This window comes from Holdemanella sp. DFI.5.55, assembly GCF_020593575.1.
Taxonomy (GTDB): Bacteria; Bacillota_I; Bacilli_A; order Erysipelotrichales; family Erysipelotrichaceae; genus Holdemanella; species Holdemanella hominis.
In genome coordinates, this window is sequence record NZ_JAJDMK010000001.1 from 78,619 (window position 1) to 101,915 (window position 23,297).

Consider the following 23,297-nt stretch of genomic DNA (forward strand, 5'->3'; position numbering starts at 1 on the left):
CATATTAACTAAATAGGAGGAAAAGGGAAATGGCATTTAAAAAACCAACAGTGAAAACGATTGACGCAGATATTAGTGATCTAAGTATTTATTTAAGATCGGTAAAGAAATTCGGTAAGAGCAGCTTAGCGAAAAATACGATTTTAGCTAAATATGGAGATCCAACAAAAGGTTTATTAGTAGAGATTGGACATGAATATGGAGATAAATTATTGGACAACGTAAACAGTACTCATGTTGATACATATAAAGATTTTATCGAATTAAAAAAATGGTTAATCGAAGAAAAAGGAAAAGAACACGATATTCGTATGGTTATGTTTGATGTTGCCGATGAAATGGTTCCAATCTTTGAGGCTGAAGTGGTAAGACGAAACAATGTTGAAAACCCAGCCAAAAAAGTTAAATCGGTACGTGCTGCTTGGGGAGGATATAACGCAGGCGTTGAGATGGCAGCTACACTAATCAAAGAATATCTTTCCGAATTAAAAAAGGCAGGATTTGGTGTTTGGGTGATTTCACATACAAAGATGAAATCCGTGAAGGAAAAAGGAAGTTTAGATGAAGATGGATATCAGGTTTTAACGTCTAATTTGCAAAACGCATACGAAAGTGCCTTTGGAGATATTTCTGATTTAGTATTGACTGGATATATTGATAGAAATATTGAAACTGTTGGCGAAGGAAAAAACACAAAACGGTACGCTACAGATGAAATCAGAAAATTATACTTTAGGGGCACAAGCTTAATTGATGCAGGTTCTAGATTTGCTCCTGATGCTGTTCCTGAATTTATGGTATTTGACAAACTTGATATGGGTTCTGATTTTGTCAAGATTATTGAAGAAGGTATCGAAAAATCGAAAACGTCAAATTTAACACAGCCAACAACAAAAACTAAACCTCAATCAACTAAACCAAAAATTGAAGAACCTATCAAAGTAGAATCTGATCCACTACCTGAAGGATTCGAAGATAAAACTGATGATATGTTTGATGATGTTTTAGAAGAAACTACAACTAATGAATATCCTGAAGATTTGTTTGAAGTAATTAAAGACAGCATTAAAACATTGCCAAAAGACAAAAAGGTTGCCGTTGCTAAAAAGGTAAAAGAATTTGGCAAATTAACAGATGTTCCTGAAGAAGGACTTAAAGAGATCTTTGACATGATTAATGAATAAGAGGTTGGCAGTGAGAGCCTTCCTCTTTTTATCAAGTGGAGGTAACTATGGCAAAAGTAAAGTGTGCGTATTGTCATACAGAAATAGATAAAAAAAATGCAATTGCTAAACAAAATGGTGGACGCAACAAGTATTATTGTTGCCCTGAGCATGTTGGTTTAGCAAATGAACGAGATATATTTTATCAACAAGCACAAGATATTATGGGTAAAACAACAAGTAGTGTTTTCTATAAAGAAATGAACGAAATTGCTCAAGTTCATGGCTTTAACAAGATGTGTCAGTATGTAAAAGTAAACGAATTATATCTAAAGAATGCTATGCATAAATCATTTCAAACTGAATTTGGAAAGATTCGTTATTTTGCAGCAATTCTAAAAAATAATCTTGGCAATTTTAAATATATTAAACCTGTAGAATCGAAAGAGGTAAAACCTCCAGAAATCTATAAGGCAAATTACAAACGTAAGAACGAAAGAAGGGGTATGAATGATTTATTGGACAATCTCATTGGTGATGATGAATGAGTGACTTTGTCGTTGGCGTTGAAGATAAATATCCAAAAGCATTGTTGGAGAATAGGCTATCTATAGAAGGCAATGTTTGTGGAGCATTGTTTAAAGATATTCTTTTATTAGATGATGCATCATTAACTAAAGATTCATTCTTAACAAAGGATGGCAGATTCTTCTTTTGTTTAGCAAGCTTAATGCAAAAAAAAGGCATTAAGAATGTTGATGAGGTTTCTGTGTTATCTAATGCATCTGAAGATGTAATTGCTCGTTTAGATGAAATGGGCGGTTATGACGTGATTAGTAACATTGCAAATATTATTAATTTAAATAACTGGGATAGTTATTTAAATACACTGCATAAAGAAAATACCATTATCAAGTTATACGATGATGGTTTTAACTTAACAAAGAAGATTGAAATTAATGGCAAGATGGTCGAACCTTTAAAACTGTTTCGTAAATTCCATGATTCACAAGAGATTACCGAGTTCTATGAAAGTAGAATGGCAAGTTATTCGAGCGGATATTCTTCAACGATCTTAGAAGAAGAGGACTTGGATATTGATGATGAATTTATTGACAGTTGTGAAGAAGGTGTCGAGAACGGTGTTCCATTTGATCAGTGTGGACTGATGGTTGACGGTAAGGAATGTAAATTATTCCCACGCTTGTCGAGTGATATGAATGGGTTGATGCCAGGTACTACAACAATCTTAGGTGCTTATAGCTCTACTGGTAAATCAACGCTATGGGCAAATATATTAATGGGGTTGATGCATAACGGTTGCAAGGTACTTGTTATTTCAAACGAACAGAAGGCAAAGCCGTTTAAGACACAATTCTTAGTTTCTATTCTTGCTAGACATTTTAATTATTATTCACTTACTAAAAAGAAACTAACATCAGGTACTTTTAGTGAAGAAGATAAGCGTATGATTAAGAAAGCTCAAGATTATTGGCGTTCGCATTATTATGGAAAAATCAAATTTATTTCTATTCCAGATTCAAACATGGCGTTAGTCAAGAAAAAGATGCGAGAATCTATATTACGTCATGGGTATGATGTGATGTTATATGATACGTTAAAGATTGACTTTAATGAGCGTACGGATAGAAAAGAGTATTTGCAATTAATTCAGGACAGTCGTGATTTGGATTACATTGCAAAGAAATATAACGTAATTATGCTCGCTAGTTTGCAGTTAGCAATGAATACAAAAGGAAAATTGTTCTTGGATTCATCTTGCTTGTCTATGTCTAAGCAAATCGTAGAAGTTCTGGAAGGATTACTGTTAATGAGAGTGCTATATGCAGAAGAAATGGATTCTCATTCGTCAGAATATATTGACCCTTTCAACTTAGTAAGAGATCCAAAGACTGGTAAATGGACAAAAGAAACAGTCAAATTAAGTAAGGATGATGTATATCGTGTGTTGTTCATCGAAAAAAATCGTAATGGACAAAACTCTAGTGACTCTGGTGAAGCTTATATTCTTAAATTTTATGGAGAGCATGGTATATTCAAAGAGTTCTGCAAGTGCAGACCAAAGCACGGATATATTACATAAGAGAGGTACATAGGTGATAGAGTACATTAAGAAGAAGTTTATAGAAAATCCAGATAAGATAGTTGAGTTTCTAGAAATGTATGACTATTGCCATTTTTCTATAGGTTCTAAATATATTACTTTTGGGCGAGATGAGATATCAAGTCCAAAGAGCATTGTTATCAGACTAGAAGATAATGATGCTTGTTTAATCAAGGATTACGCTCGAAATCTTTGTTATGACATAATCAATTTTGTTATCAAGTGTCGTAATGAAGATTTTAGAGATGTAGTTCAAACTGCCAAAGCTGTTTTGAATATTGAGGATGGTTTCTTTGAACCACAACCTAAATCAGCTTTTGGTGGATTCTATAATCAGATTAAAGCACGTACAGTACAGAAGATAAAAACATATCCTATTGAAGTGTTAAACAAATATGATAAGGCAGGAAATGTACGATTTTTAAGAGACGGTATTCCATTGGATGTTCAGCACGAATTTAATATTGGATATGACAAAGAAAACCAAGCTATTACAATTCCTATTTGGAATGAATTGGGTGAGCTTATTGGAGTTAAAGCAAGACGAAATGTAGACGTACAAGATGGTGAGCAGAAATACTTTTATCTTATGCCTTGTCAGATGAGTTCTACGCTATATGGTTATTGGCAAAACTATTCACATTTACAAGATGGTATTGTTTGGGTGTTTGAATCTGAAAAGTCTGTGCTACAGACTACTGCATTTGGAATGCATAACGCAGTTGCTATTGGAAGTTCATCAATATCTAAGAGACAAGCGCAGTTGATACTGAGTTGTAATCCACGCAAGATTGTTCTTGCTCATGATAAGTCGTTGGGTATTGATATTATAGAACGTAATGCAGCTACTTTAAAAGCTTATGGCAGAATGCATAATTTTGAAGTTTATTGTTTAGATATGGAAGATGATGATTCCATTCCAGATAAATCAAGTCCTTCTGATCTTGGTAAAGAAAAGTTTATCGAGATTGGAAGGCAACATTTAAAAAAAATATAAGGAGATAGATATGGGCAAGATTATTAAGAATATTATATTGTTAAGTGTTGCAGTAGCTATCCTTTTATTTTACTTGTATGTGTTCATGGAGGCGTGGAATGCAAATAAAATATTTGGAATTATTGCAGGCATTTTATTGTCTGGTATGTATATTGTAATAGTTAAATATTTGGACGAATTAAGGAGATGGAAGCTGTGATGAAAGTTAAAGCAATGGTACTAAAGGCTTTTAATGCATTGCTAATATTTTTGAATTTCAGTCTAGCAATCTTCACATTGTTAATATCTTATGGAGTAAGTTTAACTTTTGGCTTAAGTATTACGGTTTTAGTTTTAGTTATTTTTGGTATTGTGGTATTGTATTGTTTTTGTTTGTGAGGGATAGGATATTATGGAAGTAAATTTAGATGTAAAGTTTGACGGAAGAGGAATGTTTGGACAAGAAATTATTGAACGCATTCTAGAAGATAGAGGTGTTACCGATACAGAGCATTTCTTGAATCCTACAGAAGATGATTTATTGCCGTGTGACAGTTTAACGAATATCGATAAGGCAGCACAAATTGTGCTTGACGGATTAAAGAATCATAAGAAATTCTTTGTTCATGTTGATAGTGATAACGATGGCGTTTCGGCAGGGTCTATTATGTATAGATATTTGTTAGCACAAGGTGCTAAATCAGATTGGTATGTATCACAAGGCAAGCAACATGGGACTTCACAAGAAATGTTTGAAAAGTTACTAGAAAGTAAACCTGATATTTTGATTATTGTTGACTCGTTGGATGCAAATATAGAAAGATATTCGGCTATCAAAGATTTAGGTATTCAGATTATTATTTTGGATCACCACGATATTAATGATAGCGTTCCTTATGATGATTATGTAACTTTAGTAAGCTCTAATAGAGACTATGGAAACAAGGAGCTTTGTGGAGCAGGTGTTACTTGGAAATTTTGCTGTTATCTAGATGACCAGTTAGGTTCATTTGATGCATATGATTTAGTAGATTTGGCTTGTAGTGGTACATTGTCTGATATGATGGATATGAGCGAGATGCATATGGAGAATCGTGCCATTGTTAAAATGGGCTTAGACAATTTGCAAAATGCAGGTCTTAAGAAAATTGTAGGTGCATACAACTTTGATTCACGCTCTGTCATTTTTAGCGTTGCTCCTTTAGTTAATGCGAGTTGTCGTTACAATAAGAATGACGATGCATTTTTAACATTTATTTCCGATCAGAACAAGGATGTATTGGCACATCTAAAGGTGTTAAAGAATTGTAAGGCACAACAGGAAAAAGACATTGCTAAGTGTATGCCCGATTTAATTGAGCAAGCAGAACAACAGTTGGACAAAAAAGCTATCTTTGTTATCTTAGAAGGTAATTCAGGATTAAGCGGTTTGTATGGTAATAAGCTTTTAGAGATGTATGGCAGACCTATCTTTGTGCTAACAGAGCGTACTGGTGGTTATAGTGGGAGTTGTCGCTCAGTAGGTATTCCAAACTTTAGACAGGTTTGTGAAGAGACTGGACTAATTGAGAGCGCAGGTCACCCTGAAGCATTTGGTGTTATTAATATTGGATATGATGTATTTGAAGAGTTTCGGGATGAATTAGAAAGTAAGTTGGCGCACATTGAACCTAAGATGGATATTGAAGCAGATGCTGAAATTTCTGTTGGTGATTTGAACGAGAGTTTTATTGGCATGGTAAAAGATATTGATCGAATTACTGGAACTGGTTTTAAAGGATTAACTTTCTTGATTCATACAGATGATTATAGTGTGACAACAATGTCTAAAGGGAAGCATCTTGTATTTGATTTGGGCTACAACACAAAACTGATTCAATGGAATAAAGGTTCATCTGTAGAAGATTATGAATTACATGAGACGTTGTGTGAGGAATTAACATTCATTGGTACATTGGATAAAGGTTTTTTAGGAAAAGACTATTCATGTCGTATGATATGTGATAAGATATTGACGTAAGTATGTAGTATAATATACTAAAAGGAGGAATAATTTGTGCATTATAATTTTACAATTACTACCAAAGTGCAGTATAGAGGGTACGTAGAAGCTACTTCAGAAGAAGAAGCAAAAAAACTAATTATGTCAGTTGATTGGGATGAAGCCGAACAGGTTGGGGCTATTAATGTTCAATCTATTGATGATATTGAACAAATTGAGGGGACTAAATAATGGATGAAGATAAGAAAACAATAGTCGATATGATTGTTCAAAAGTATCAATTAATTGAAGATAAACCTTTTGAAATTAATCGAGGCAAACGTAGGGCGATATTCAGTGAAAGATTTATGTTGCATAACAATCAAATCTATACGGTACGGACTTATTGGGGATGTATAGAACGTAAGAAATCTAACAATATGGATCAAGTTGTCGGCATGTTGTTGTTTAGAGACGATTTAGAAATTGAATATATACAGTTAAGACCAATATCTTTACTTCCTGAAGATATTAAGGGTGCAATTCGTTATGTAGCAAATCGCATTGATGGATCATTTGAATTCTGGCCGTACTATAATGATGAAAATGACTATTATGAACTCGTTTTTAGTTTACCATACGGCTATGCTATACCGGTAGATAGAAAGGTAGCACTAGATATGCAAATGTTTGCTTGCAAATATAAATCTTTGCCAGACTGCTCAAACTATTGTTTTAAAGACACTGACATAGATGCTTTGTTGAATGCTACAACAGATAAATATGAAATTAAAATAGAGGAGTAAAAAAATGAGAATTTTAGTATTATTGAGAGCTGCACCTGGTGCAGGCAAATCTACATTTATTAGAGAACAAGGCTTATCACAGTATGCATTAAGTGCTGATGACATTCGCTTGATGGCTTCAAGCCCTGAATTAAAACCCGATGGTACTTATCAGATTTCACAAAAGAATGATAAGACGGTTTGGAAAATTTTATTTGAGCTTTTAGAAAAACGTATGCAGAGAGGTGAATTTACAATAATCGATGCTACGAATTCTAAAACAAGTGAAATGAATCAATATAAGAAACTTGCTGATCAATATAGATATAGAATTTATCTTGTTGATATGACGGATATTCCAATTGAGACATGCAAAGAACGAAATGCGAATCGTTTGCCTGAATATAAGCGTGTACCTGATTATGTCATTGATAAAATGTACGCACGTTTTGAAACGCAAGGTGTTCCTAGTGGAATTAAAGTAATCAAGCCTGATGAGTTACAAGACATTTTAGATTATAGACCTATTGTACTAGATGATTATGAAAAGGTTCATGTGATTGGCGATGTGCATGGATGCGCAACAGCGCTTAAAGAATACTTAAAAGACGGCATCAAATATGATGAGTGTTATATCTTTACAGGTGATTACACTGACAGAGGTATCGAGAATGATAAGGTACTTGAACTATTGTGCGAGCTTTATAAAAAGCCAAATATTGTATTGTTGGAAGGTGATCATGAGAAATATGTGCGTGAGTTCTTGAATGGACAAACATGTTCTTCTAGAGAATTTAATAAAAATACAAAGCCTCAAATAGAAAAAGCAATCAGTGAAGGTCGTTTAAAGCCAAAAGATTTAAAGCAGTTATATCGAAAGTTAAATCAGATTTGTGTATTTAAATATGGTGATAAAAAAGTGATTGTATCTCATGCAGGTATTGGTAAAACAGATAAGAAAACAGCCTTTATTCCTACCGAACAATTCATTAAAGGAGTTGGATCGTATGAAGAATATGAAGACTGTGCTAATTTTTTCAACGAGGTATGTAGTGTAATAGAGCTATATCAAATTAATGGACATAGAAACGTGGATGATTTGCCAGTCAGAGTTAACGATACTTGCTTCAACCTTGAAGGCAAAGTTGAGTTTGGTGGTTGTTTAAGAGTTGTGACATTAGACAAAAACGGCTTTGAAACACATGAGATTAAGAATGATGTATATAAAGTTGTTGAGAAAGTAGCGTCAACAGAATTGTTGAATAACGATGAAATGATAGAAGTACTACGACACAACAAATACATTAAAGAACGAAAAATGGATTATGTTTCATCGTTTAATTTTACTCGTGAAGCGTTTTATAAATCACATTGGGATAGCATTACAACAAAAGCAAGGGGCTTATTTATTGATACAAGAGACAATTCAATTTGTGCTCGTGGTTATAATAAATTCTTTGCTATCGGTGAACAACCTGAAACAGAAATGAATGCGTTGCATAGTACATTAAAGTTTCCAGTAACGGCATATGTTAAAGAAAATGGTTTCTTAGGTTTGATTTCGTATAACAAAGACAAGAATGATTTTATGTTCTGTTCTAAGTCTTGTTGTGATGTGGTTGAAGATCATGGACAATATGTTGATTATCTAAAGAATGTGTTTGATGCTCAGGTATCGGAATTAGGTAGACAGAACTTATTAGAGTTCTTACGATTGAACAATGTGACAGTTGTTTGTGAGTGTGTTGATATTAAAAACGATCCACACATTGTTGAGTATGAACATAATGCTTTGTATTTGTTGGATGTTATTGATAACTCATATGAGTTTAAAAAGATGCCATATGATGAACTTGTTTCATTTGCGTCACATGTTGATTTGGTTGTTAAAAAGAAAGAATGTGTGTTAGAAGATTGGAATGAATTCAATGCATGGTTTACAGAAGTTTCTAAAGAGACTGGTGAATATGCAGAAAGAAAGTTCGAAGGATTTGTGATTGAAGATGCAGAAGGATTTATGGCAAAAATCAAATGTCATTACTACAAGTTCTGGAAACGTATGAGAGGTGTTGTTGCCGAAGTTTCTAAAAAGGGATATGTGAAGAATACGGCGAATTTATATGATGCAGAATCCAATTATTTCTATGGTTGGTTAAGAAGTCATAAAGATGAATTTGATAAGAATACAGATATCATTACGTTGCGAAAGAGGTATTTAAATGAGTGATAAAGAAAGGCATAGTAAAAGAAAATGGTCTTCAAAAGAGTATGAACAATTAGCAGAGATGTATAAAGATGGATTATCTTTTGATGAAATAGCCAAGACGCTAAAGAGGTCTGTTTATTCCATTAGTCATAAGGTACAAGATTTGCAATTAAGTCAAAAGTACATACGTTCAAATAATCCAAATTTTAAAGCTGTTTACCAAGATTATGGATGGTGTTATGAAAGATATATTAATAAAGGGATGACGCATCAAGAAATGGCAGATGAATGTGGCGCTAGTTTAAGAGTGATTCAAAAATGGTGTACTGAAAAATTTAATCTTCATGGTCGTTCCTTTAGAAAATTGAAAAAGTTAAATGATATGCAAAGACAAATAATCATGTTTGGCCTTTTAGGAGATGGACATATAGATAGACGTGAAAATCAACCTTTGTACATTGAGAGTCATGCTGAAGATGAGAAAGATTATTTGTTTTGGAAATATTCATTTCTGAAGGATTTGTGTAATTTACCTCCTATTTATTATCCTGCGTCATATTCGTCTTTTGGTAATGGAAAATTATACTTATGCAAACCAACATATAGACTATCTACAAGAATAATTGATGATTTGATTCCGATAAGATCGATGTCACGATTGGAAATTTTAGATTGTTTTAATGAATTAGGTTTTTGTCTACATATTTTAGATGATGGTTCTAGGAGGGATTTGTGGCAGATTTGTTTAGCTGAATGGACGGATGAAGAAATTTCCTTGTATAAAAAAATATGTTATGACCGATTTGGCTTGATTGGCAATTCTATAATGGACAAGCGTTACTTTGAGTTCAATGCTTTTTCGAGTTACAAGATTGATGAGATGATTTTAAGAAATTTACCAAATGATTTAGATATAGTTCATAAAAAAATTTTGGATAATCCAAACATTAAAGAAAATAAAAAATATCGTTTTGTGATTTTGGATGATGATACAAAAATTGGGCTTTCTACATATTGTAAAAAACATAGTAATTGTGATTATGAAGCAACGAGACAAGCAATGGCTGATTTAGATGTGGATAGATTAAATGAACGTGATTTAATTTTCAAGGAGGCAGCATAAAATGAATAAGAGGTACAACAATTATCATAAGCATACTCATTACTCAAATATATCAACGCTTGATGTAGTGGTTAAGCCTTCTGATTATATAGATCGAGCTAAAGAATTGGGGCATACAACATATTTTACAACAGAGCATGGTTTTCAAGGCAATATTTTTGAAGCCTATAAATTATGCCATGAAGCAGGATTGAAGCCGATTTATGGTGTAGAAGCATATTATGTTGATGATGCGACAGTCAAAGAAACCAGAGAAAATTACCACATCGTGTTAATTGCTATGACTAATAATGCTCGTAAACAAATTAATAAAATTATCTCTAATGCTCAGACTACGGGGTTTTATTATAAACCTCGTATCGATCTGAATGCATTGTTGTCATTAAATCCTAGTGAAGTTGTAATCACTAGTGCATGCATTGCAACTCGAATGTTTAAAAAAGATGATTGGAAAGAAAGATTTTTTGAACCAGTATATAAGCATTTTGGTAAAAATTTCTTTTTGGAAGTTCAAGACCATAATCATCCATCTCAAATTGAGTTAAATAAAAAAATTCTTCGATTACATAAAGAAACTGGTGTACAAATAATTCATGGATGTGATTCACACTATATTAAACCTGAAGATTCAAATGTTAGAAGTCAATTTCTAAAAGCAAAAGGAATGAAATATGGTGATGAAGATTCATTTATCTTAGATTATCCATCTTATGACGACATATTGACAAGGTATGCCGAGCAAGGTGTATTAACGCAAGAAGAAGCAAAAGAAGCATTGGATAACACATTAGTTTTTGATCAGGCTGAAGAAATTCAATTGGATTATGAATTTAAGTTGCCACATATCTTTGATGAAGATTCAAACAAGCATTTAAAAAGATTGATTCTTCAGGAATTTAAAAGGAAAATTCCTATTCAATCAATGTCTAAAGAAGAAATTAAGAGATATAAAGATGCTTTGAATTATGAGTATAACATCATAAAAAAATGTAATATGGCAGATTATTTTATTCTTGATTATTACATTGTTAAGCAAGCAGTTGAGAAATATGGAGCTGTATTAACACGTTCAGGACGTGGAAGTGCCGTATCATTCTTGACTAATTACATTCTTGGATTTACACAAATTGATAGATTAAAAAGTCCAATTAAATTATATCCAACAAGATTTATGAGTGCAGAACGTATTTTGCAAACTCGAAGTCTTCCAGATATTGACTTGAACTGGCGTGATGTAAAGCCAGTAATTCAAGCATCCAAAGATTATCTTGGTGAGGATGGCGTGTATTACATGGTGTCATACAAACCCATGCAAGAATCAAGCGCATTTAGATTATGGTGTAAGTCCTTAGATATGAACGTCAAAGAATACAACGATGTTGCCATGAACCTTGATGATTATCGAGAAGACGAAAAATGGAAAGATTTAATTAATGATAGCAAAAGGTTTGTTGGAGTAATTGAAAGCGTAGCACCGTCACCATGCTCTGTATTGTTATTAGATAAACCAATTTCTGAAGAGATCGGATTGATTAAGGTTGGAGATGTAACGTGTTGTGTTTTAGATGGTTATTATTGTGATTTTTATAAATATCTGAAGAACGATTATTTACAGGTAACTGTTTATGCATTAATTGATGAAACCTATAAATTAATTGGCAGACCAATTGATGACATTGAAACATTAATAGCAAATTGTGATGATAAGGTATGGGACTTATTAGCACGTGGTATTACTACAACGATTAATCAATGCGATAGTGATTATGATAAGCAGATTCTTAGTGTCTACCGACCTCGCAATTTAGCGGAGGCTAGTGCATACGTGGCTTCCATTCGCCCAGGTTTTGCTTCTTTATTACAGAACTTTATTCATCGTAAACCGTACACTACTGGAGTGCAACAACTTGATGATTTATTGAAAGATTCCTTTTCTTATATGATGTACCAAGAAAGCATCATGACTTATTTAACTTGGCTAGGAATAGAAGAAAAAGAAACTTATGACATCATTAAAAAGATTTCGAAGAAAAAATTTAAACATGAAGAGCTTGAAGAATTAAAAAAGAAACTTCATGAAGGATGGCTTAAACAAGTAGGTAAAGAAGATGGATTTTTAGAAACTTGGGAAGTTGTGGAGCGAGCCAGTAAATATAGCTTTAATGCTTCACATTCGTTAAGTGTTGCATTAGATGCTTTATATGGAGCATATCTTAAATCGCACTATCCATTAGAATATTTTACAGTTGCTTTAACGGAATATTCAGGCGATGAAGTTCGAACGAATAATTTAATAGAAGAGCTTGGGTATTTTAATATTACCCTAAGTCCAATCAAGTTTAGATATTCAACTAATGATTATAGATGCGATGCAAAAACTCATACTATATTCAAAGGCATCGAATCTATAAAATTCTGCAATAGTAAGATAGCTGATGAACTATATGCACTTCGTGATAATCAATATAAATCATTTATTGACTTATTAATTGATATTACAAACCATACTTCAGTTGACTCTAGACAATTAGACATCTTAATTAAACTTGATTTCTTTTCTGAATTTGGAGAACCTAATGATCTGCTTACTCAAGTTCAAATCTTTAATGCAATCTACGGTAAGAAAACTGCCAAGAAGAATGAAGGCATGGTCTTTATTGGCGACTATAGTATGTCACAAGAAAGATTCAACGAAACTGTTGTTAAATTCGATGAATATAAAGAAACTGCAAAACAAATCAAAGGTTTCGATTCTATATCATTCATCAAGTCAATTTGTGACTTCACTACGATGCCTGCAACGAGCGTCAAGGAACGAATTCAATACAGTGATGAATTGCTCGGATATGTTAATGTTGTTGATTCACACGCTTCTAAGAGGCTGTACTACGTACTAGATGTCAAAGGCAAGAAGTTAAAAACAATTGAATTGTATGAAGTCTATAGTGGGAAAAAACGCACTGTAAAAATGTGGGAATCACAATTCAATAGAATACCATTCGAGCAAAAAAATTTCTTGATGGTTCGAAAAATAGAAAAGAAAAATAAACGTCAACCAAGCGATCAGATTCATCCACAGACTGGCAAACAAATATGGGTTGATGTGCCAAATGAATTTGAATTTTGGCTAGAAGGATATGAGGTAGATAGATGAGTACTAATTATTACTTACGAACATATAGTGGTGAAATAGCGGACAAATACTTTCCAGACGAATATGAAGTGACTAGAGGCGAACTAGTTGTTATGCCAGATGGTCGGAAATTTTATCCTTGTGTGTTTGAAATTCATATTGGTAAACGTAGTTGGGGTTGGTTACCGACATTTGAGCAGCATAGAAATGCATATCAAAGCGTTGAAGAAATGATTAATTTTATTCAAAATCATACAGAAATAACAATCGTTGATGAATATGATGAAGTTATGATGTTAGATGATTTAAAACGTGAATTGATTGATTGGAATAAATATAATCCAGATGCTAAAGACCATTGTGAATATGAGAAAAAAGAAGGATATAGTATCAAGTCTTTTAAAGATAAAGATGGATATATTTTTATTCAAGGAAATTATAGTTAATAAAGGGTGTGTTAATATGGGTAAAGGCAGAATTAAATTAGATATTATCGGTAAAAAATTTGGGAAATTAACTGTTCTATATCAGGTGGAAGATGAAATTGATAAGAATAGTGGAAAACATAAAAGTAGATATATGTGTCAATGTGAATGTACAAACTTTAAAATTGTTAGAGGTTCTGATTTGACAGGTGGATACGTTCAATCATGCGGGTGTTTACACAAAGAAGTGGCTTCAAATACTATGAAAAAGTATCACAAAGAAAGCATAAACGTAAACAAATATGATTTAGATTCATATGATTATGGAGTTGGATGAACTTCTAATACCAATAAAGAGTTTTATTTTGATAAAGAAGATTATGATAAAATTAAAAATATTTATTGGTTTGAAAGTGATCGTGGGTATATTAGCGGACACATAAAAGGAGGCAGGATAATTAAATTTCATCAATTAATTTTATACAATATTCAAGGTACTGTTATTGATCATAAAAATAATCTTTTAAAAAACGATAACAGAAAATCAAATTTACGTATAGCATTGCAAAAACAGAACATGAAAAACATAAGGACGTATAAGAACGGACTTATGAACGGAATAACTTACAAAGATAATATGTATACTGTTAACATTACTGTAAATAAAAGTGTGTTATTTCTTGGATATTATTCAAGTTTAGAAGATGCTATTAAAACTAGATTATTTGCCGAGGTTGAATTGTATGGAGAGTTTAGTTGTAGAAATGTTCCGGAAGATTATATGCAAATTAAAAAAGATGTTTTAAAATATTTTGAACCAATTCATTATATTGTTATTTCACCTAAAGATGATTTTATTTCTTGGATCAATAATAATTGTTACTATGACATTAATAATAAAAAATTTATAAAAAATAAACAAAATGGATTAACAATTATTGATTTTTTAAGTAAAAATATCAGAATGGAGTTCTTTTATAAAGAAAATGCACATTTTGATTTGGTTGCATGGGGATATTACGGCTTAGAGTTAATTGATGAGAAAAACTCATGCCTAAATAAAATTCTTATGTATTAAATGGGTATTAAAGGGTGCTATGGATTTCCTGTAAGAAAGGCATCTAAAACATCTATGCCATTACCATCTGTCGAGTTTCCTTTGGAATACGTGGGTGAATCTGACGGAGATATTGCTGCATTTGAAGAACGTTGGGATAAGAGTAAATAAGAATCATTAAAAAAAATTCTCTGACGAACCCGACAAATTATATTTGTCTGTTGATGAATATACTTATCAGGTATTACGCCATGGAGACAAAATTTATAAAAAAAAGAAATGGTAACTACATTTTAAAATAGGAGGAAAATAAAATGGAATTAAAAACATATACAAAAATCGAGACCGTATTTCACAGAAGTCTTGAAGGAAAAAAAGAATTAATTATGAATGATTACAGAAATGAAACTGTTGAATATTTAAGAAACAACGAATGGATTGGAACTGAAAAAATTGATGGGACAAATATCCGTGTTTTCTGGGATGGATATTCAATTTCTTTTGCAGGAAGAACAAATAAATCTGTGATTCAGCCAAATCTATTACCTAAATTAGAGGAAATTTTCTGTAATCCAGAAACTGAACAAATTTTTGAACAGCTTTTTGGAGAAAAGAAAGTAATTCTTTATGGTGAAGGGTACGGTAACAGAGTTCAAAAAGTAGGTTCATTGTATCGAGAAGATAATTCATTCATTTTATTTGATGTTTATATGGTAGAAACAAACATTTGGTTAAAGAGAGACGCTATCGAAGATATTGGTAAAGCATTAGGAATTGAAGTTGTGCCTATCGTATTCAGAGGAACGATTGATGAAGGTATTGAATTCGTAAAAAAGCGCCCAATGTCTACAATTGGTAAAGCCCCAATGGAAGGTATTGTATGTAAACCTGCTGTCGATATGCTAACAAGGACTGGAGACAGAGTGATTGTTAAAATCAAAGTCCATGATTTTGCAAGAAATTGAGGTGAATCATGCAAATTTTAGGAAAAGATGTAAATATTTTACAATTATGATGTTAGGAAGTATAGGAGACAAAAAATGAAAAAGATATTAGTTCATTATACGAATGTAAATGCAGAAGACATGCTATTCGAGGATGGCACATCTACAATGTATGTAGATGCAGTTAAAAAAGAATTTGCCGTATCTAGTACATGCATGAATAGACATCCTATGATGGATGATATTAAAGATATGTTCGAAGTAGTAAAGAGGGAAGCGAATGCTGGATTGTTATAAATATACGGATAAAGAAAAACAAGAAATTATCAATTCTATGGTTGTTCTAGTTGATACAAGAGAAAAGAATAATCAAACATTGTTAGATATTTGGAATAAAAAAGGATTGAAATACAAAAAGAAAAAATTGGACTATGGAGATTATTCTGTGATGATACCTAAGAATGACAAGCTAAACATTCCTAGAGACATCTATTTCGATCAGAAGATTGTAGTTGAAAGAAAAGGTTCATTATCAGAAATCTCTGGCAATCTGACAAATGGGCGTGACCGCTTAGAAAAAGAGCTTGCATTATCTCCAGTGCATAAAGTTATGTTGATTGAAAATGGCTCATTTGAAGATATTGCAAATGGCAATTACGATACGCAATACAACAAAAAGAGCTTCTTAGCTAGTTTGTTTACATTCCAGTTTAGATACGATATGCCAATTGTGTATGTATCTGAGCAAAAATATACCGCATTATATATAAGAATGTATTTTGAATATTATTTAAAAACATTGATATTAAGATAGAGTCGGCTTCGGTCGACTTTTTGTGTGTAGTGTAATATTTTTTTGTTGACTATCCTTCAAGGATAGTGTAGTATATGGGTGTGAGGCAAAAGCCTCTTAAAAAATTCACTTAAGTATGTAGTGTAATATAGGAGGAATGAAAATGTTAAGTAAAAAGAAAAAAGAAATTGCAAAATCATTGGAAGTGCTCAACGGAGCTGTTTGGGATAACAGTGGATCAGAACAATTTCCTGATTATGTAAAAGCTATTTGCTCAATCTGTGTGGCTTGCAAACTAGATGTTAATTCAGTAATGGTGAATTCAGCTAAGGCGAAAACAGTAGAAACAAAACAGCAAGTAGCTAAACGTCAAACGAAAGCGAGTGTGAAATAATGAAAATTTTAGTTAATAAAAAATTTCAAGGACAAATTAGAAGATACGGAGATTATTTGTATGGGTACTTTATTGAAGCAGATTGTTCTGAAGAAGATGTGTTGAACTTTGTTAAGTTTGTATTGAATAAAAAACATCTCCCAGAAGAAAAGGAATGGCGTGCAAACATTTACACTGATGGGTATGGAATTGGTTATTACGCACGAGGTTATTATACGCTAGACAAATGTGAGAACGGATGGAATTATACCATTCATGAGCCATATATGGACTAGATATATGAAAAAAGTTATTGTGATTTTATTGTGGATCCTAGGTGTTTTGTTTCTCTTAAATGGAATGCAAAGCTGTTTAAATATCAGTGATGCGGAAATGTACGAAAGAACGCACATAGGAGGTTAATTTAGTTTTATGTATGTAGTGTAATATATTAAAAGGAGATAAAAAATGAGTTTAGAAGAAAAAGATTTAATTAAAGGATTAGGTCAAGTCATGAATCAGGATACATTTAGGGCTGTAAGAGAAAAGAAATCTGGATTGATTCAATTTAACCCAGTCAAGATGGTTAATGTGTGTTTTGCAAAACATGATAAATGTGGAAGAACATATATGTTTATCAATCCATCAGATCAGCGCTTAAGTCCAGACACAAAGATTGCAGTCAATACTAAATATGGACTACGAATTGCTTATGTCGTGTCTAGTTTAAAGGTTCAAAGAAAATATCTTAAAGCGTTAGCTAGAGTTATTAACAATTCTTCAAATAAATACTCTAAGGTTGTTGGAGTATTTATGGATGAAGATGCAGAAACATTTGTTAGATTAGGAGGCACACATGGGCAGCAAAGTGAAAATCGAGTTGATGTTCAGTCCAAAGGAAATCAATTATCTGAACAGATTGTTGGCTAGGACACACTGTGATGAGTGTCTTATGGGCGAAACAAAAAGCTGTGGAAAATGTACTGTGTATAGAACACATTGTACAGTAAAGCAAAAGATTCAAGAAGGATATGAGCAGGAAGAAAGATTGGTGCATAATGCCTAGGAAATATGTTGTTAAAGACCAGACAATTTATGGGTTATACGGCAAGAATACTTTGCCAGTATTTATTGGCACAAGTCAGGAATGTGCGGATTTTCTGGGCATGAGCAGAGATAATTTTATTCGTACAGCAGGCAAGATCCGAAAAGGCATTATGCATTATGTGAGACGTACATATTCTATTGCATTAATCGGCAAAGAATCTGAGTTGGAAAATGTAAAGTAAAACAATGAAGGGAAATTTAGAAAGGGTGAAATAAATATGTGGATAAGAAGTCAAGATAGGACAGGGTTATTTATGTCATACGGTATATGCATAGATGAGTTTGATGGTGAATTTGTAATTTCAGATAATGGTGGATTTGGAAGGTGTGCAAGTTATTCAACTAAAGAAAAAGCATTAAAAGTTTTAGATGAAATTCACAGTATATTGGATGCAAATGAATGGGATATATCGGATTTGCGAGTTGTCTTTGAAATGCCTGCAGATGAGGATGTTGAAGTATGAATAATAAAGTAGAAGCTTTACTACATATAAGTAATAAAGCAAATGAATATTTCAAATGGCTTTTGTATTACGAACCTCAAGAAGAGAAATTGATGTTTGCAAGACTTAGAGATGTATTGCAAATGACATCAGAACTTACTGAGCGTATTGAAAGAATATCGGATGATTTTATAAACAAAGAAACATTGCTTAAATGTCTATCGAACGAATTACAATCATATATTTATGACATGGACGCAAATGATTTAGACAGAATGATATTCATTACTAGATATGCAGAAAAATTGAGTTTTGCCATAGAACATTTAGAACTAGAAGGCGAGAATGTGGAAGTATGAAATTAATAGAATTGTTGCCGTTAATTGATACACCATATGTTGTTATTTATGAAAAGACAACAATCTTTAGTCGTTTCATTGTCACTATAAATCCAAGAAAAGACAAGGGGTATATTTCAGATGAATTATTAGAACGTGTAATTGATTCGATTTCTTACGATTCTAATCATGGATTTAAAATATTTCTTTGTAAAGAAAAAGATGGTGAGGTAGGTGAATAAAAATGAAGTGTAATAGATGTGAATTCGAACATTGTCAATCAAACGAATATGGCACTGAATATTATTGTGCAGTTTTTGGTGATGATGTTCCAGAAGAATTTGCAACAGATGAAGGATGTAATTTAAGGCACAACGAAGCAAAAAAGCTTTGCGAACTTAACGATAAGTGTATAGAAAAGTATCATGACAGTATGTACGTGCTTTACGTATTGAGTAATGGAAATCCAACAAAAGAACAACAAGCAGAGATAGATAGAATTGAAAAAGAGTATAGTTTAGTATCAAAAAAATCACGAGATTATTGCGATGTTCTTGCAAACAGGAGAAAGAAAAATGACAGTTAAAGAATTAGAAAAATGAAACAGAAATATGGATTCACTCTGCATTCAAGAGCATTTAATGGAAACCCAATTAAGTATGTTTTAAAAGATGAATGTGGAGAAAAGATTCATAAAGTCTGGAATCAAATATATGATGATGGTTTAAACGAAGGGGATGGTATTTAATGGCAAAGGGACACAAAAAGATAGTTGGATCATATTGTTATAAAGGTAATGGATGCACGAGCAGATTCTGTGAATTTTGCTGTAATGGCGATAAATATGAAGAATTAGTAAAAGAGAAAGAGGAAGATGAAAATGACTGAAGAATTAAGACCTTGTCCGTTCTGTGGTGGAAAAGCAAAATTACAGTTAACAGACGATGAAGGAAATTTTAAAGATGAATCATATTTAGAAAATCCATACAGTGGAGTTGGATATGTAATTATGCACGATACAAATAATTCAACAAGCGATTGTCCTATTGCTACTGATTCCGATAGTTCGCAAGGCAGCTACATTTACGCATCAAAGGAAGCAGCAATAAACGCTTGGAACGGAAGAACAGATGATGATTTAACCAATTATATATCTAAAATTATGAATATCTTCTATGGATCATTCATAAATCACAATAAAGAGCTAATTCTGATTCCAAAAACAAATCTATATTTCTATTTAGGTGATGTTAATACAGTTGACGAAGTGAAGTACAAATTACTTGAATGGTGCAGCAGAAGTTGTTTTAAAGCAATGCCATACAGATATGACAAGAAGAATAAAAAGTATCAAGATAATGTTTTAAGAAAAGTGAATGAATGTCTTGATATGGAATTTACACGAGAACAAATGGAATTAATTTATACAAAATTAGGAAACTGCATAAGGCATGAATTGACAATTAAATTTGTTAGTAGTGGTTATGACATGAAACAGTTAGAGGAAAAATAAAATGATGGATATAGAGTATCTAGAAACACAGGCTAAGCTAGAATCGATAAATGCTTGCACTAAATATGCTTATTTCCTTGAATACAGTGATGATTCACGTAAAACTTACGACTTGATCAGGGACTACTCAGATGAAAATAAAGATGGTTGTGAAACAATCATTGAGTGTATGACCTGGCACGAAGTGGTAAGTGTTATTAATGCAATGCACTGCATCATGCTGTATGAATGCTTAGAAGGGTAAAGGGTAGAAAGAGGATGTCTAAAGTTGAATTAAGACTTAACGGATTAATAGATGCATTAAAAAATAAAATTGATGAACTTTGTAAATCAAAAGAACTTGAAAAAGCGTTTTTAGATGATGAATTAGATGTAAATGATAATGAACAAAAGTTTACGCAATTCAAAATAATATGTAAATATGATTCTAAATTAATGATTTTAGAAGAGATTCTTAAATCACTTGAGTATGTAAGAACAGGGGAATATAAGAGAGGAGATAAAGAAATATGAATAAAAAATACGAATATGCTGGGCTTATCTACTGCGAAGATGATTTATCTGAAGAAATAGATAATTATGGCGGTAGTTTATATGATTTGTTTTATAACTTGGAAAGCGACGGAAGAGCAGGGTATGCAGAGGTTTATTACAGAAAAGAAAGTGATGAACCTTATGAAGATTACGAAGATTTAATAGAAGCAGAATTTAGCGAGTTAGAGGTAGATGAAAATGAATAAATATCAAGAAGCTTTAAACAAGATTAGAAATATAGTGTTAGATGAAAGTGGTGATGGATATCACACTCAGAGATATTTACAAGACTTTTATTCGAACGCATGTGGAACATTACAGGATTTAGTCTATAAAGCAGATTTGTTTGAGTGGATTCCATTTCCACCAAAAGACGAGGTTACAATTTGTCTCGATTGTCTAGTTCCTGAAGTTGATGAGGAAATACTTGTTAGTGATGGTGAGGACGTATGGCAAGATAGATGGCTCGTTATCAGTAAAGGCTATGATTATGATTATGAACTTGATAGTGAAATAGATTTTGAAGGTTTAGCTTGGATGCCATTGCCAAAGCCTTATAAGGAGCAAGAAGATGACTGCCAGAGAAATGTTTAAAAAGCTAGGGTATAAAAAATGTGCTTTTGGCGATTGTGTTGTTTATGAAAAAGGAAGTATTATGCGTTACATAATTCAATTTAATTTAAAAGATAAAATCTTTTATTCATATACGGAATGTGGAATGGCAAATTCAATAAAAAGTTTAACTGCAAATGAGTTAAAAGCGGTTCAACAACAGATGAATGAATTGGGGTGGTCATGATGAGTGCTAGAGAAATGTTTGAGACACTGGGATATGAATGTCGCAAAAGTGAGAACGCAATTCAATATTTGTCAGAATGTGGTAAAGAAATTACGTTTATTTTTGAGTTGCATAGATTTTACAAACAACGCAATTTCATTTCATTAAATATTGATATTGATGAATTTAAGGCTATTCACCAGCAAATGAAAGAATTGGGATGGCTTGAAGAAGAACAAAAACAAGAAACGAATTTTGAACATTATTTTAAATACTTGTCAACAATAAAAATGTGTGATTTAGCTCTAATTGGCGGAAGAGTTACGAAGTGCTTGGGCACAGGTTGTAGTGAATGTGACTTTAATGGTGATTGTATCGAAAGAAAATTTAAATGGTTAAAGCAGCCATACGAAAAAACAACATTCAAATTAACTCAGTTTGAGTTTGATTTATTGAATGCACACAAAGATAGTGGAATGCAGAAGTGTATTTCAAATTATAGGCCTTTGCTTGAATTGCACGAAAAGGGATATTTTAAAGATGTCGATACAAGCGTTCCAATTCATAAAATTTTAGAAAATTGTGAAATTAAAGGAGATGAAAAAAATGATTAAATTAATTATTAGTGTTTTATTATTGGTGGCAACAATTGCAACGTTAGTTATTACGTTAAAGAAAGAGAATGAGTTTGGTTGCGTAACTTTAAAATGGAATAAAAAAGGCCTTTTATCTGTTGTTCCGCTTGGTTTGTTGGTATTTGTACAGTCAATTTGTGTGATTCCATCCAATACAGTAGGTGTTAAATACTCTGCGTTGCATGGAACTTCAAAGAACACTTTAAAAGAAGGAGTCCATTTTGTAACTCCATTCGTAGATAAAATTTACAAGATTGATACTACGGTACAAGAAAGAACAGATGATAAGGTATCCGTTCAAACTAAGGATGCGCAATGGGCAAAGATGCAAGTAAATGTTAAGTATGAAGTATCAAAATCAAATGCATTCAAAGTATATAAACAATACAAAACAATGGAAGCATTGAAAGATAATATCATCGGTAACTATGCCCAAAATGCAATGAATGAGGTTTGCAGCAACTATAATATTATTGATTTATTGGGAGAAAAACGAAATGAAATCATTAATAAAGCAACTGATATCTTAAAGCAAAATCTTGAAAAAGAAGGTGTTACATTAAAGATGTTAACAATCAAAGATTTGGATGCAGGAAAGAAAATTGAAAAAGCAATCTCTGATGAAGCGGTTGCTAAGAAACAAGTTGAAACCGCCAAACAGAAACAAGATAAAGCTAGAACAGAAGCCGAAACAAAATTGATTGAAGCGGAAGGTGAAGCTAACGCAAACGCAGTTAAAACAAAAGCTTTAACTCCAGAAGTACTACAAGAGCAATGGATCAACAAATGGGATGGAAAATTGCCGAAGGTTACAGATGGAAATACCATGATCGGTTTAGATAATCTTAAGTAGTATAGAAGTATA

General features: G+C 32.4%; 35 protein-coding genes. All 35 read left to right on the forward strand.

Annotated features, from left to right (window positions below):
• Positions 1-29: 29 nt before the first annotated feature.
• The 35 genes from LJE08_RS00415 (at position 30) to LJE08_RS00585 (ending at position 23,285) form a co-directional block, all read left to right on the forward strand.
• A complete protein-coding gene (locus LJE08_RS00415; RefSeq protein WP_227402070.1) occupies positions 30-1,184 on the forward strand; it encodes an AAA family ATPase in 1,155 nt (384 codons plus the stop codon).
• A gap of 47 nt (positions 1,185-1,231) precedes the next feature.
• Entirely contained in the window at positions 1,232-1,711 is a 480-nt protein-coding gene (locus tag LJE08_RS00420; protein WP_227402071.1) for a hypothetical protein, read from the forward strand.
• Complete coding sequence (locus LJE08_RS00425) at positions 1,708-3,267, forward strand: DnaB-like helicase C-terminal domain-containing protein (protein WP_227402072.1); 1,560 nt, start codon at positions 1,708-1,710, stop codon at positions 3,265-3,267. Before LJE08_RS00420 ends, LJE08_RS00425 begins: the two co-directional genes overlap by 4 nt.
• 13 nt (positions 3,268-3,280) lie before the next feature.
• On the forward strand, positions 3,281-4,285 hold the full coding sequence (locus LJE08_RS00430) for a hypothetical protein (RefSeq protein WP_227402073.1): 1,005 nt from the start codon (positions 3,281-3,283) through the stop codon (positions 4,283-4,285).
• A gap of 10 nt (positions 4,286-4,295) precedes the next feature.
• Positions 4,296-4,484, forward strand: a complete 189-nt coding sequence (locus tag LJE08_RS00435) for a hypothetical protein (RefSeq protein WP_227402074.1) — start codon at positions 4,296-4,298, stop codon at positions 4,482-4,484.
• A 192-nt stretch (positions 4,485-4,676) separates the two neighbouring features.
• Positions 4,677-6,284, forward strand: a complete 1,608-nt coding sequence (locus LJE08_RS00440) for a DHH family phosphoesterase (protein ID WP_227402075.1) — start codon at positions 4,677-4,679, stop codon at positions 6,282-6,284.
• A gap of 36 nt (positions 6,285-6,320) precedes the next feature.
• Positions 6,321-6,497: a hypothetical protein gene (locus tag LJE08_RS00445; protein WP_227402076.1), complete on the forward strand. Its 177-nt coding sequence runs from the start codon at positions 6,321-6,323 to the stop codon at positions 6,495-6,497.
• Positions 6,497-7,051, forward strand: coding sequence for a hypothetical protein (locus LJE08_RS00450; protein ID WP_227402077.1), 555 nt, complete (start codon positions 6,497-6,499; stop codon positions 7,049-7,051). The genes LJE08_RS00445 and LJE08_RS00450 overlap by 1 nt, the downstream gene beginning before the upstream one ends.
• A gap of 4 nt (positions 7,052-7,055) precedes the next feature.
• Positions 7,056-9,257 carry an RNA ligase gene (locus tag LJE08_RS00455; protein ID WP_227402078.1) on the forward strand — a complete coding sequence of 734 codons (2,202 nt, stop codon included), beginning with the start codon at positions 7,056-7,058 and terminating at the stop codon, positions 9,255-9,257.
• Entirely contained in the window at positions 9,250-10,359 is a 1,110-nt protein-coding gene (locus tag LJE08_RS00460; protein ID WP_227402079.1) for a hypothetical protein, read from the forward strand. The genes LJE08_RS00455 and LJE08_RS00460 overlap by 8 nt, the downstream gene beginning before the upstream one ends.
• Position 10,360: 1 nt before the next feature.
• Entirely contained in the window at positions 10,361-13,513 is a 3,153-nt protein-coding gene (locus tag LJE08_RS00465; protein WP_227402080.1) for a PHP domain-containing protein, read from the forward strand.
• Positions 13,510-13,938, forward strand: coding sequence for a hypothetical protein (locus LJE08_RS00470; protein WP_227402081.1), 429 nt, complete (start codon positions 13,510-13,512; stop codon positions 13,936-13,938). The genes LJE08_RS00465 and LJE08_RS00470 overlap by 4 nt, the downstream gene beginning before the upstream one ends.
• Before the next feature lie 16 nt (positions 13,939-13,954).
• Positions 13,955-14,254 carry a hypothetical protein gene (locus LJE08_RS00475; protein ID WP_227402082.1) on the forward strand — a complete coding sequence of 100 codons (300 nt, stop codon included), beginning with the start codon at positions 13,955-13,957 and terminating at the stop codon, positions 14,252-14,254.
• 273 nt (positions 14,255-14,527) lie between these two features.
• Positions 14,528-14,995 (forward strand): hypothetical protein, encoded by a 468-nt coding sequence (locus LJE08_RS00480; RefSeq protein ID WP_227402083.1) that lies wholly within the window; start codon positions 14,528-14,530, stop codon positions 14,993-14,995.
• A 293-nt stretch (positions 14,996-15,288) separates the two neighbouring features.
• Entirely contained in the window at positions 15,289-15,939 is a 651-nt protein-coding gene (locus LJE08_RS00485) for an RNA ligase family protein (protein WP_227402084.1), read from the forward strand.
• Positions 15,940-16,014: 75 nt separating this feature from the next.
• The gene (locus LJE08_RS00490; protein ID WP_227402085.1) at positions 16,015-16,215 is read left to right on the forward strand and encodes a hypothetical protein; all 201 of its coding nucleotides are present in this window, start codon (positions 16,015-16,017) and stop codon (positions 16,213-16,215) included.
• Positions 16,199-16,732: an ERCC4 domain-containing protein gene (locus LJE08_RS00495; protein WP_227402086.1), complete on the forward strand. Its 534-nt coding sequence runs from the start codon at positions 16,199-16,201 to the stop codon at positions 16,730-16,732. Before LJE08_RS00490 ends, LJE08_RS00495 begins: the two co-directional genes overlap by 17 nt.
• 142 nt (positions 16,733-16,874) lie before the next feature.
• Positions 16,875-17,105 (forward strand): hypothetical protein, encoded by a 231-nt coding sequence (locus tag LJE08_RS00500; protein WP_227402087.1) that lies wholly within the window; start codon positions 16,875-16,877, stop codon positions 17,103-17,105.
• Positions 17,105-17,380, forward strand: a complete 276-nt coding sequence (locus LJE08_RS00505) for a hypothetical protein (protein WP_227402088.1) — start codon at positions 17,105-17,107, stop codon at positions 17,378-17,380. Before LJE08_RS00500 ends, LJE08_RS00505 begins: the two co-directional genes overlap by 1 nt.
• A gap of 172 nt (positions 17,381-17,552) precedes the next feature.
• Positions 17,553-18,014, forward strand: a complete 462-nt coding sequence (locus LJE08_RS00510; RefSeq protein ID WP_227402089.1) for a hypothetical protein — start codon at positions 17,553-17,555, stop codon at positions 18,012-18,014.
• 128 nt (positions 18,015-18,142) lie between these two features.
• A complete protein-coding gene (locus LJE08_RS00515; RefSeq protein ID WP_227402090.1) occupies positions 18,143-18,373 on the forward strand; it encodes a hypothetical protein in 231 nt (76 codons plus the stop codon).
• A gap of 72 nt (positions 18,374-18,445) precedes the next feature.
• Positions 18,446-18,655: a hypothetical protein gene (locus tag LJE08_RS00520; RefSeq protein WP_227402091.1), complete on the forward strand. Its 210-nt coding sequence runs from the start codon at positions 18,446-18,448 to the stop codon at positions 18,653-18,655.
• Entirely contained in the window at positions 18,652-18,993 is a 342-nt protein-coding gene (locus LJE08_RS00525) for a hypothetical protein (RefSeq protein WP_227402092.1), read from the forward strand. The genes LJE08_RS00520 and LJE08_RS00525 overlap by 4 nt, the downstream gene beginning before the upstream one ends.
• Entirely contained in the window at positions 18,990-19,214 is a 225-nt protein-coding gene (locus LJE08_RS00530; RefSeq protein WP_227402093.1) for a hypothetical protein, read from the forward strand. The genes LJE08_RS00525 and LJE08_RS00530 overlap by 4 nt, the downstream gene beginning before the upstream one ends.
• A 2-nt stretch (positions 19,215-19,216) precedes the next feature.
• A complete protein-coding gene (locus tag LJE08_RS00535) occupies positions 19,217-19,558 on the forward strand; it encodes a hypothetical protein (RefSeq protein WP_227402094.1) in 342 nt (113 codons plus the stop codon).
• A 12-nt stretch (positions 19,559-19,570) separates the two neighbouring features.
• Positions 19,571-19,720, forward strand: a complete 150-nt coding sequence (locus LJE08_RS00540; protein WP_227402095.1) for a hypothetical protein — start codon at positions 19,571-19,573, stop codon at positions 19,718-19,720.
• Positions 19,720-19,860 (forward strand): hypothetical protein, encoded by a 141-nt coding sequence (locus tag LJE08_RS00545; RefSeq protein ID WP_227402096.1) that lies wholly within the window; start codon positions 19,720-19,722, stop codon positions 19,858-19,860. The genes LJE08_RS00540 and LJE08_RS00545 overlap by 1 nt, the downstream gene beginning before the upstream one ends.
• Positions 19,853-20,485, forward strand: coding sequence for a Lar family restriction alleviation protein (locus LJE08_RS00550; RefSeq protein ID WP_227402097.1), 633 nt, complete (start codon positions 19,853-19,855; stop codon positions 20,483-20,485). The genes LJE08_RS00545 and LJE08_RS00550 overlap by 8 nt, the downstream gene beginning before the upstream one ends.
• A 1-nt stretch (position 20,486) precedes the next feature.
• Positions 20,487-20,729, forward strand: coding sequence for a hypothetical protein (locus LJE08_RS00555; protein WP_227402098.1), 243 nt, complete (start codon positions 20,487-20,489; stop codon positions 20,727-20,729).
• Between the two features lie 14 nt (positions 20,730-20,743).
• On the forward strand, positions 20,744-20,998 hold the full coding sequence (locus LJE08_RS00560; protein ID WP_227402099.1) for a hypothetical protein: 255 nt from the start codon (positions 20,744-20,746) through the stop codon (positions 20,996-20,998).
• A complete protein-coding gene (locus tag LJE08_RS00565; RefSeq protein WP_227402100.1) occupies positions 20,995-21,225 on the forward strand; it encodes a hypothetical protein in 231 nt (76 codons plus the stop codon). The genes LJE08_RS00560 and LJE08_RS00565 overlap by 4 nt, the downstream gene beginning before the upstream one ends.
• Positions 21,218-21,613 carry a hypothetical protein gene (locus LJE08_RS00570; RefSeq protein WP_227402101.1) on the forward strand — a complete coding sequence of 132 codons (396 nt, stop codon included), beginning with the start codon at positions 21,218-21,220 and terminating at the stop codon, positions 21,611-21,613. Before LJE08_RS00565 ends, LJE08_RS00570 begins: the two co-directional genes overlap by 8 nt.
• Positions 21,591-21,818, forward strand: a complete 228-nt coding sequence (locus LJE08_RS00575) for a hypothetical protein (protein WP_227402102.1) — start codon at positions 21,591-21,593, stop codon at positions 21,816-21,818. The genes LJE08_RS00570 and LJE08_RS00575 overlap by 23 nt, the downstream gene beginning before the upstream one ends.
• 14 nt (positions 21,819-21,832) lie before the next feature.
• The gene (locus LJE08_RS00580; protein ID WP_227402103.1) at positions 21,833-22,411 is read left to right on the forward strand and encodes a hypothetical protein; all 579 of its coding nucleotides are present in this window, start codon (positions 21,833-21,835) and stop codon (positions 22,409-22,411) included.
• Positions 22,404-23,285 carry a prohibitin family protein gene (locus LJE08_RS00585; RefSeq protein WP_227402104.1) on the forward strand — a complete coding sequence of 294 codons (882 nt, stop codon included), beginning with the start codon at positions 22,404-22,406 and terminating at the stop codon, positions 23,283-23,285. The genes LJE08_RS00580 and LJE08_RS00585 overlap by 8 nt, the downstream gene beginning before the upstream one ends.
• The last annotated feature ends 12 nt before the right edge of the window (positions 23,286-23,297 follow it).

What these genes read in the sequence shown, in the direction of transcription:
- LJE08_RS00485 (WP_227402084.1), top strand. Translation starts at nt 15,289, where the DNA reads ATGGAATTAAAAACATATACAAAAATCGAGACCGTATTTCACAGAAGT.
- LJE08_RS00465 (WP_227402080.1), top strand. Translation starts at nt 10,361, where the DNA reads ATGAATAAGAGGTACAACAATTATCATAAGCATACTCATTACTCAAAT.
- LJE08_RS00415 (WP_227402070.1), top strand. Translation starts at nt 30, where the DNA reads ATGGCATTTAAAAAACCAACAGTGAAAACGATTGACGCAGATATTAGT.
- LJE08_RS00505 (WP_227402088.1), top strand. Translation starts at nt 17,105, where the DNA reads ATGAAAATTTTAGTTAATAAAAAATTTCAAGGACAAATTAGAAGATAC.
- LJE08_RS00525 (WP_227402092.1), top strand. Translation starts at nt 18,652, where the DNA reads ATGAATAATAAAGTAGAAGCTTTACTACATATAAGTAATAAAGCAAAT.
- LJE08_RS00540 (WP_227402095.1), top strand. Translation starts at nt 19,571, where the DNA reads ATGAAACAGAAATATGGATTCACTCTGCATTCAAGAGCATTTAATGGA.
- LJE08_RS00440 (WP_227402075.1), top strand. Translation starts at nt 4,677, where the DNA reads ATGGAAGTAAATTTAGATGTAAAGTTTGACGGAAGAGGAATGTTTGGA.
- LJE08_RS00475 (WP_227402082.1), top strand. Translation starts at nt 13,955, where the DNA reads ATGGGTAAAGGCAGAATTAAATTAGATATTATCGGTAAAAAATTTGGG.
- LJE08_RS00470 (WP_227402081.1), top strand. Translation starts at nt 13,510, where the DNA reads ATGAGTACTAATTATTACTTACGAACATATAGTGGTGAAATAGCGGAC.
- LJE08_RS00425 (WP_227402072.1), top strand. Translation starts at nt 1,708, where the DNA reads ATGAGTGACTTTGTCGTTGGCGTTGAAGATAAATATCCAAAAGCATTG.
- LJE08_RS00520 (WP_227402091.1), top strand. Translation starts at nt 18,446, where the DNA reads ATGTCATACGGTATATGCATAGATGAGTTTGATGGTGAATTTGTAATT.
- LJE08_RS00535 (WP_227402094.1), top strand. Translation starts at nt 19,217, where the DNA reads ATGAAGTGTAATAGATGTGAATTCGAACATTGTCAATCAAACGAATAT.
- LJE08_RS00550 (WP_227402097.1), top strand. Translation starts at nt 19,853, where the DNA reads ATGACTGAAGAATTAAGACCTTGTCCGTTCTGTGGTGGAAAAGCAAAA.
- LJE08_RS00545 (WP_227402096.1), top strand. Translation starts at nt 19,720, where the DNA reads ATGGCAAAGGGACACAAAAAGATAGTTGGATCATATTGTTATAAAGGT.
- LJE08_RS00490 (WP_227402085.1), top strand. Translation starts at nt 16,015, where the DNA reads ATGAAAAAGATATTAGTTCATTATACGAATGTAAATGCAGAAGACATG.
- LJE08_RS00455 (WP_227402078.1), top strand. Translation starts at nt 7,056, where the DNA reads ATGAGAATTTTAGTATTATTGAGAGCTGCACCTGGTGCAGGCAAATCT.
- LJE08_RS00435 (WP_227402074.1), top strand. Translation starts at nt 4,296, where the DNA reads ATGGGCAAGATTATTAAGAATATTATATTGTTAAGTGTTGCAGTAGCT.
- LJE08_RS00585 (WP_227402104.1), top strand. Translation starts at nt 22,404, where the DNA reads ATGATTAAATTAATTATTAGTGTTTTATTATTGGTGGCAACAATTGCA.
- LJE08_RS00560 (WP_227402099.1), top strand. Translation starts at nt 20,744, where the DNA reads ATGTCTAAAGTTGAATTAAGACTTAACGGATTAATAGATGCATTAAAA.
- LJE08_RS00580 (WP_227402103.1), top strand. Translation starts at nt 21,833, where the DNA reads ATGTTTGAGACACTGGGATATGAATGTCGCAAAAGTGAGAACGCAATT.
- LJE08_RS00555 (WP_227402098.1), top strand. Translation starts at nt 20,487, where the DNA reads ATGATGGATATAGAGTATCTAGAAACACAGGCTAAGCTAGAATCGATA.
- LJE08_RS00565 (WP_227402100.1), top strand. Translation starts at nt 20,995, where the DNA reads ATGAATAAAAAATACGAATATGCTGGGCTTATCTACTGCGAAGATGAT.
- LJE08_RS00570 (WP_227402101.1), top strand. Translation starts at nt 21,218, where the DNA reads ATGAATAAATATCAAGAAGCTTTAAACAAGATTAGAAATATAGTGTTA.
- LJE08_RS00515 (WP_227402090.1), top strand. Translation starts at nt 18,143, where the DNA reads ATGCCTAGGAAATATGTTGTTAAAGACCAGACAATTTATGGGTTATAC.
- LJE08_RS00460 (WP_227402079.1), top strand. Translation starts at nt 9,250, where the DNA reads ATGAGTGATAAAGAAAGGCATAGTAAAAGAAAATGGTCTTCAAAAGAG.
- LJE08_RS00495 (WP_227402086.1), top strand. Translation starts at nt 16,199, where the DNA reads ATGCTGGATTGTTATAAATATACGGATAAAGAAAAACAAGAAATTATC.
- LJE08_RS00420 (WP_227402071.1), top strand. Translation starts at nt 1,232, where the DNA reads ATGGCAAAAGTAAAGTGTGCGTATTGTCATACAGAAATAGATAAAAAA.
- LJE08_RS00575 (WP_227402102.1), top strand. Translation starts at nt 21,591, where the DNA reads ATGACTGCCAGAGAAATGTTTAAAAAGCTAGGGTATAAAAAATGTGCT.
- LJE08_RS00530 (WP_227402093.1), top strand. Translation starts at nt 18,990, where the DNA reads ATGAAATTAATAGAATTGTTGCCGTTAATTGATACACCATATGTTGTT.
- LJE08_RS00510 (WP_227402089.1), top strand. Translation starts at nt 17,553, where the DNA reads ATGAGTTTAGAAGAAAAAGATTTAATTAAAGGATTAGGTCAAGTCATG.
- LJE08_RS00480 (WP_227402083.1), top strand. Translation starts at nt 14,528, where the DNA reads ATGAACGGAATAACTTACAAAGATAATATGTATACTGTTAACATTACT.
- LJE08_RS00450 (WP_227402077.1), top strand. Translation starts at nt 6,497, where the DNA reads ATGGATGAAGATAAGAAAACAATAGTCGATATGATTGTTCAAAAGTAT.
- LJE08_RS00500 (WP_227402087.1), top strand. Translation starts at nt 16,875, where the DNA reads ATGTTAAGTAAAAAGAAAAAAGAAATTGCAAAATCATTGGAAGTGCTC.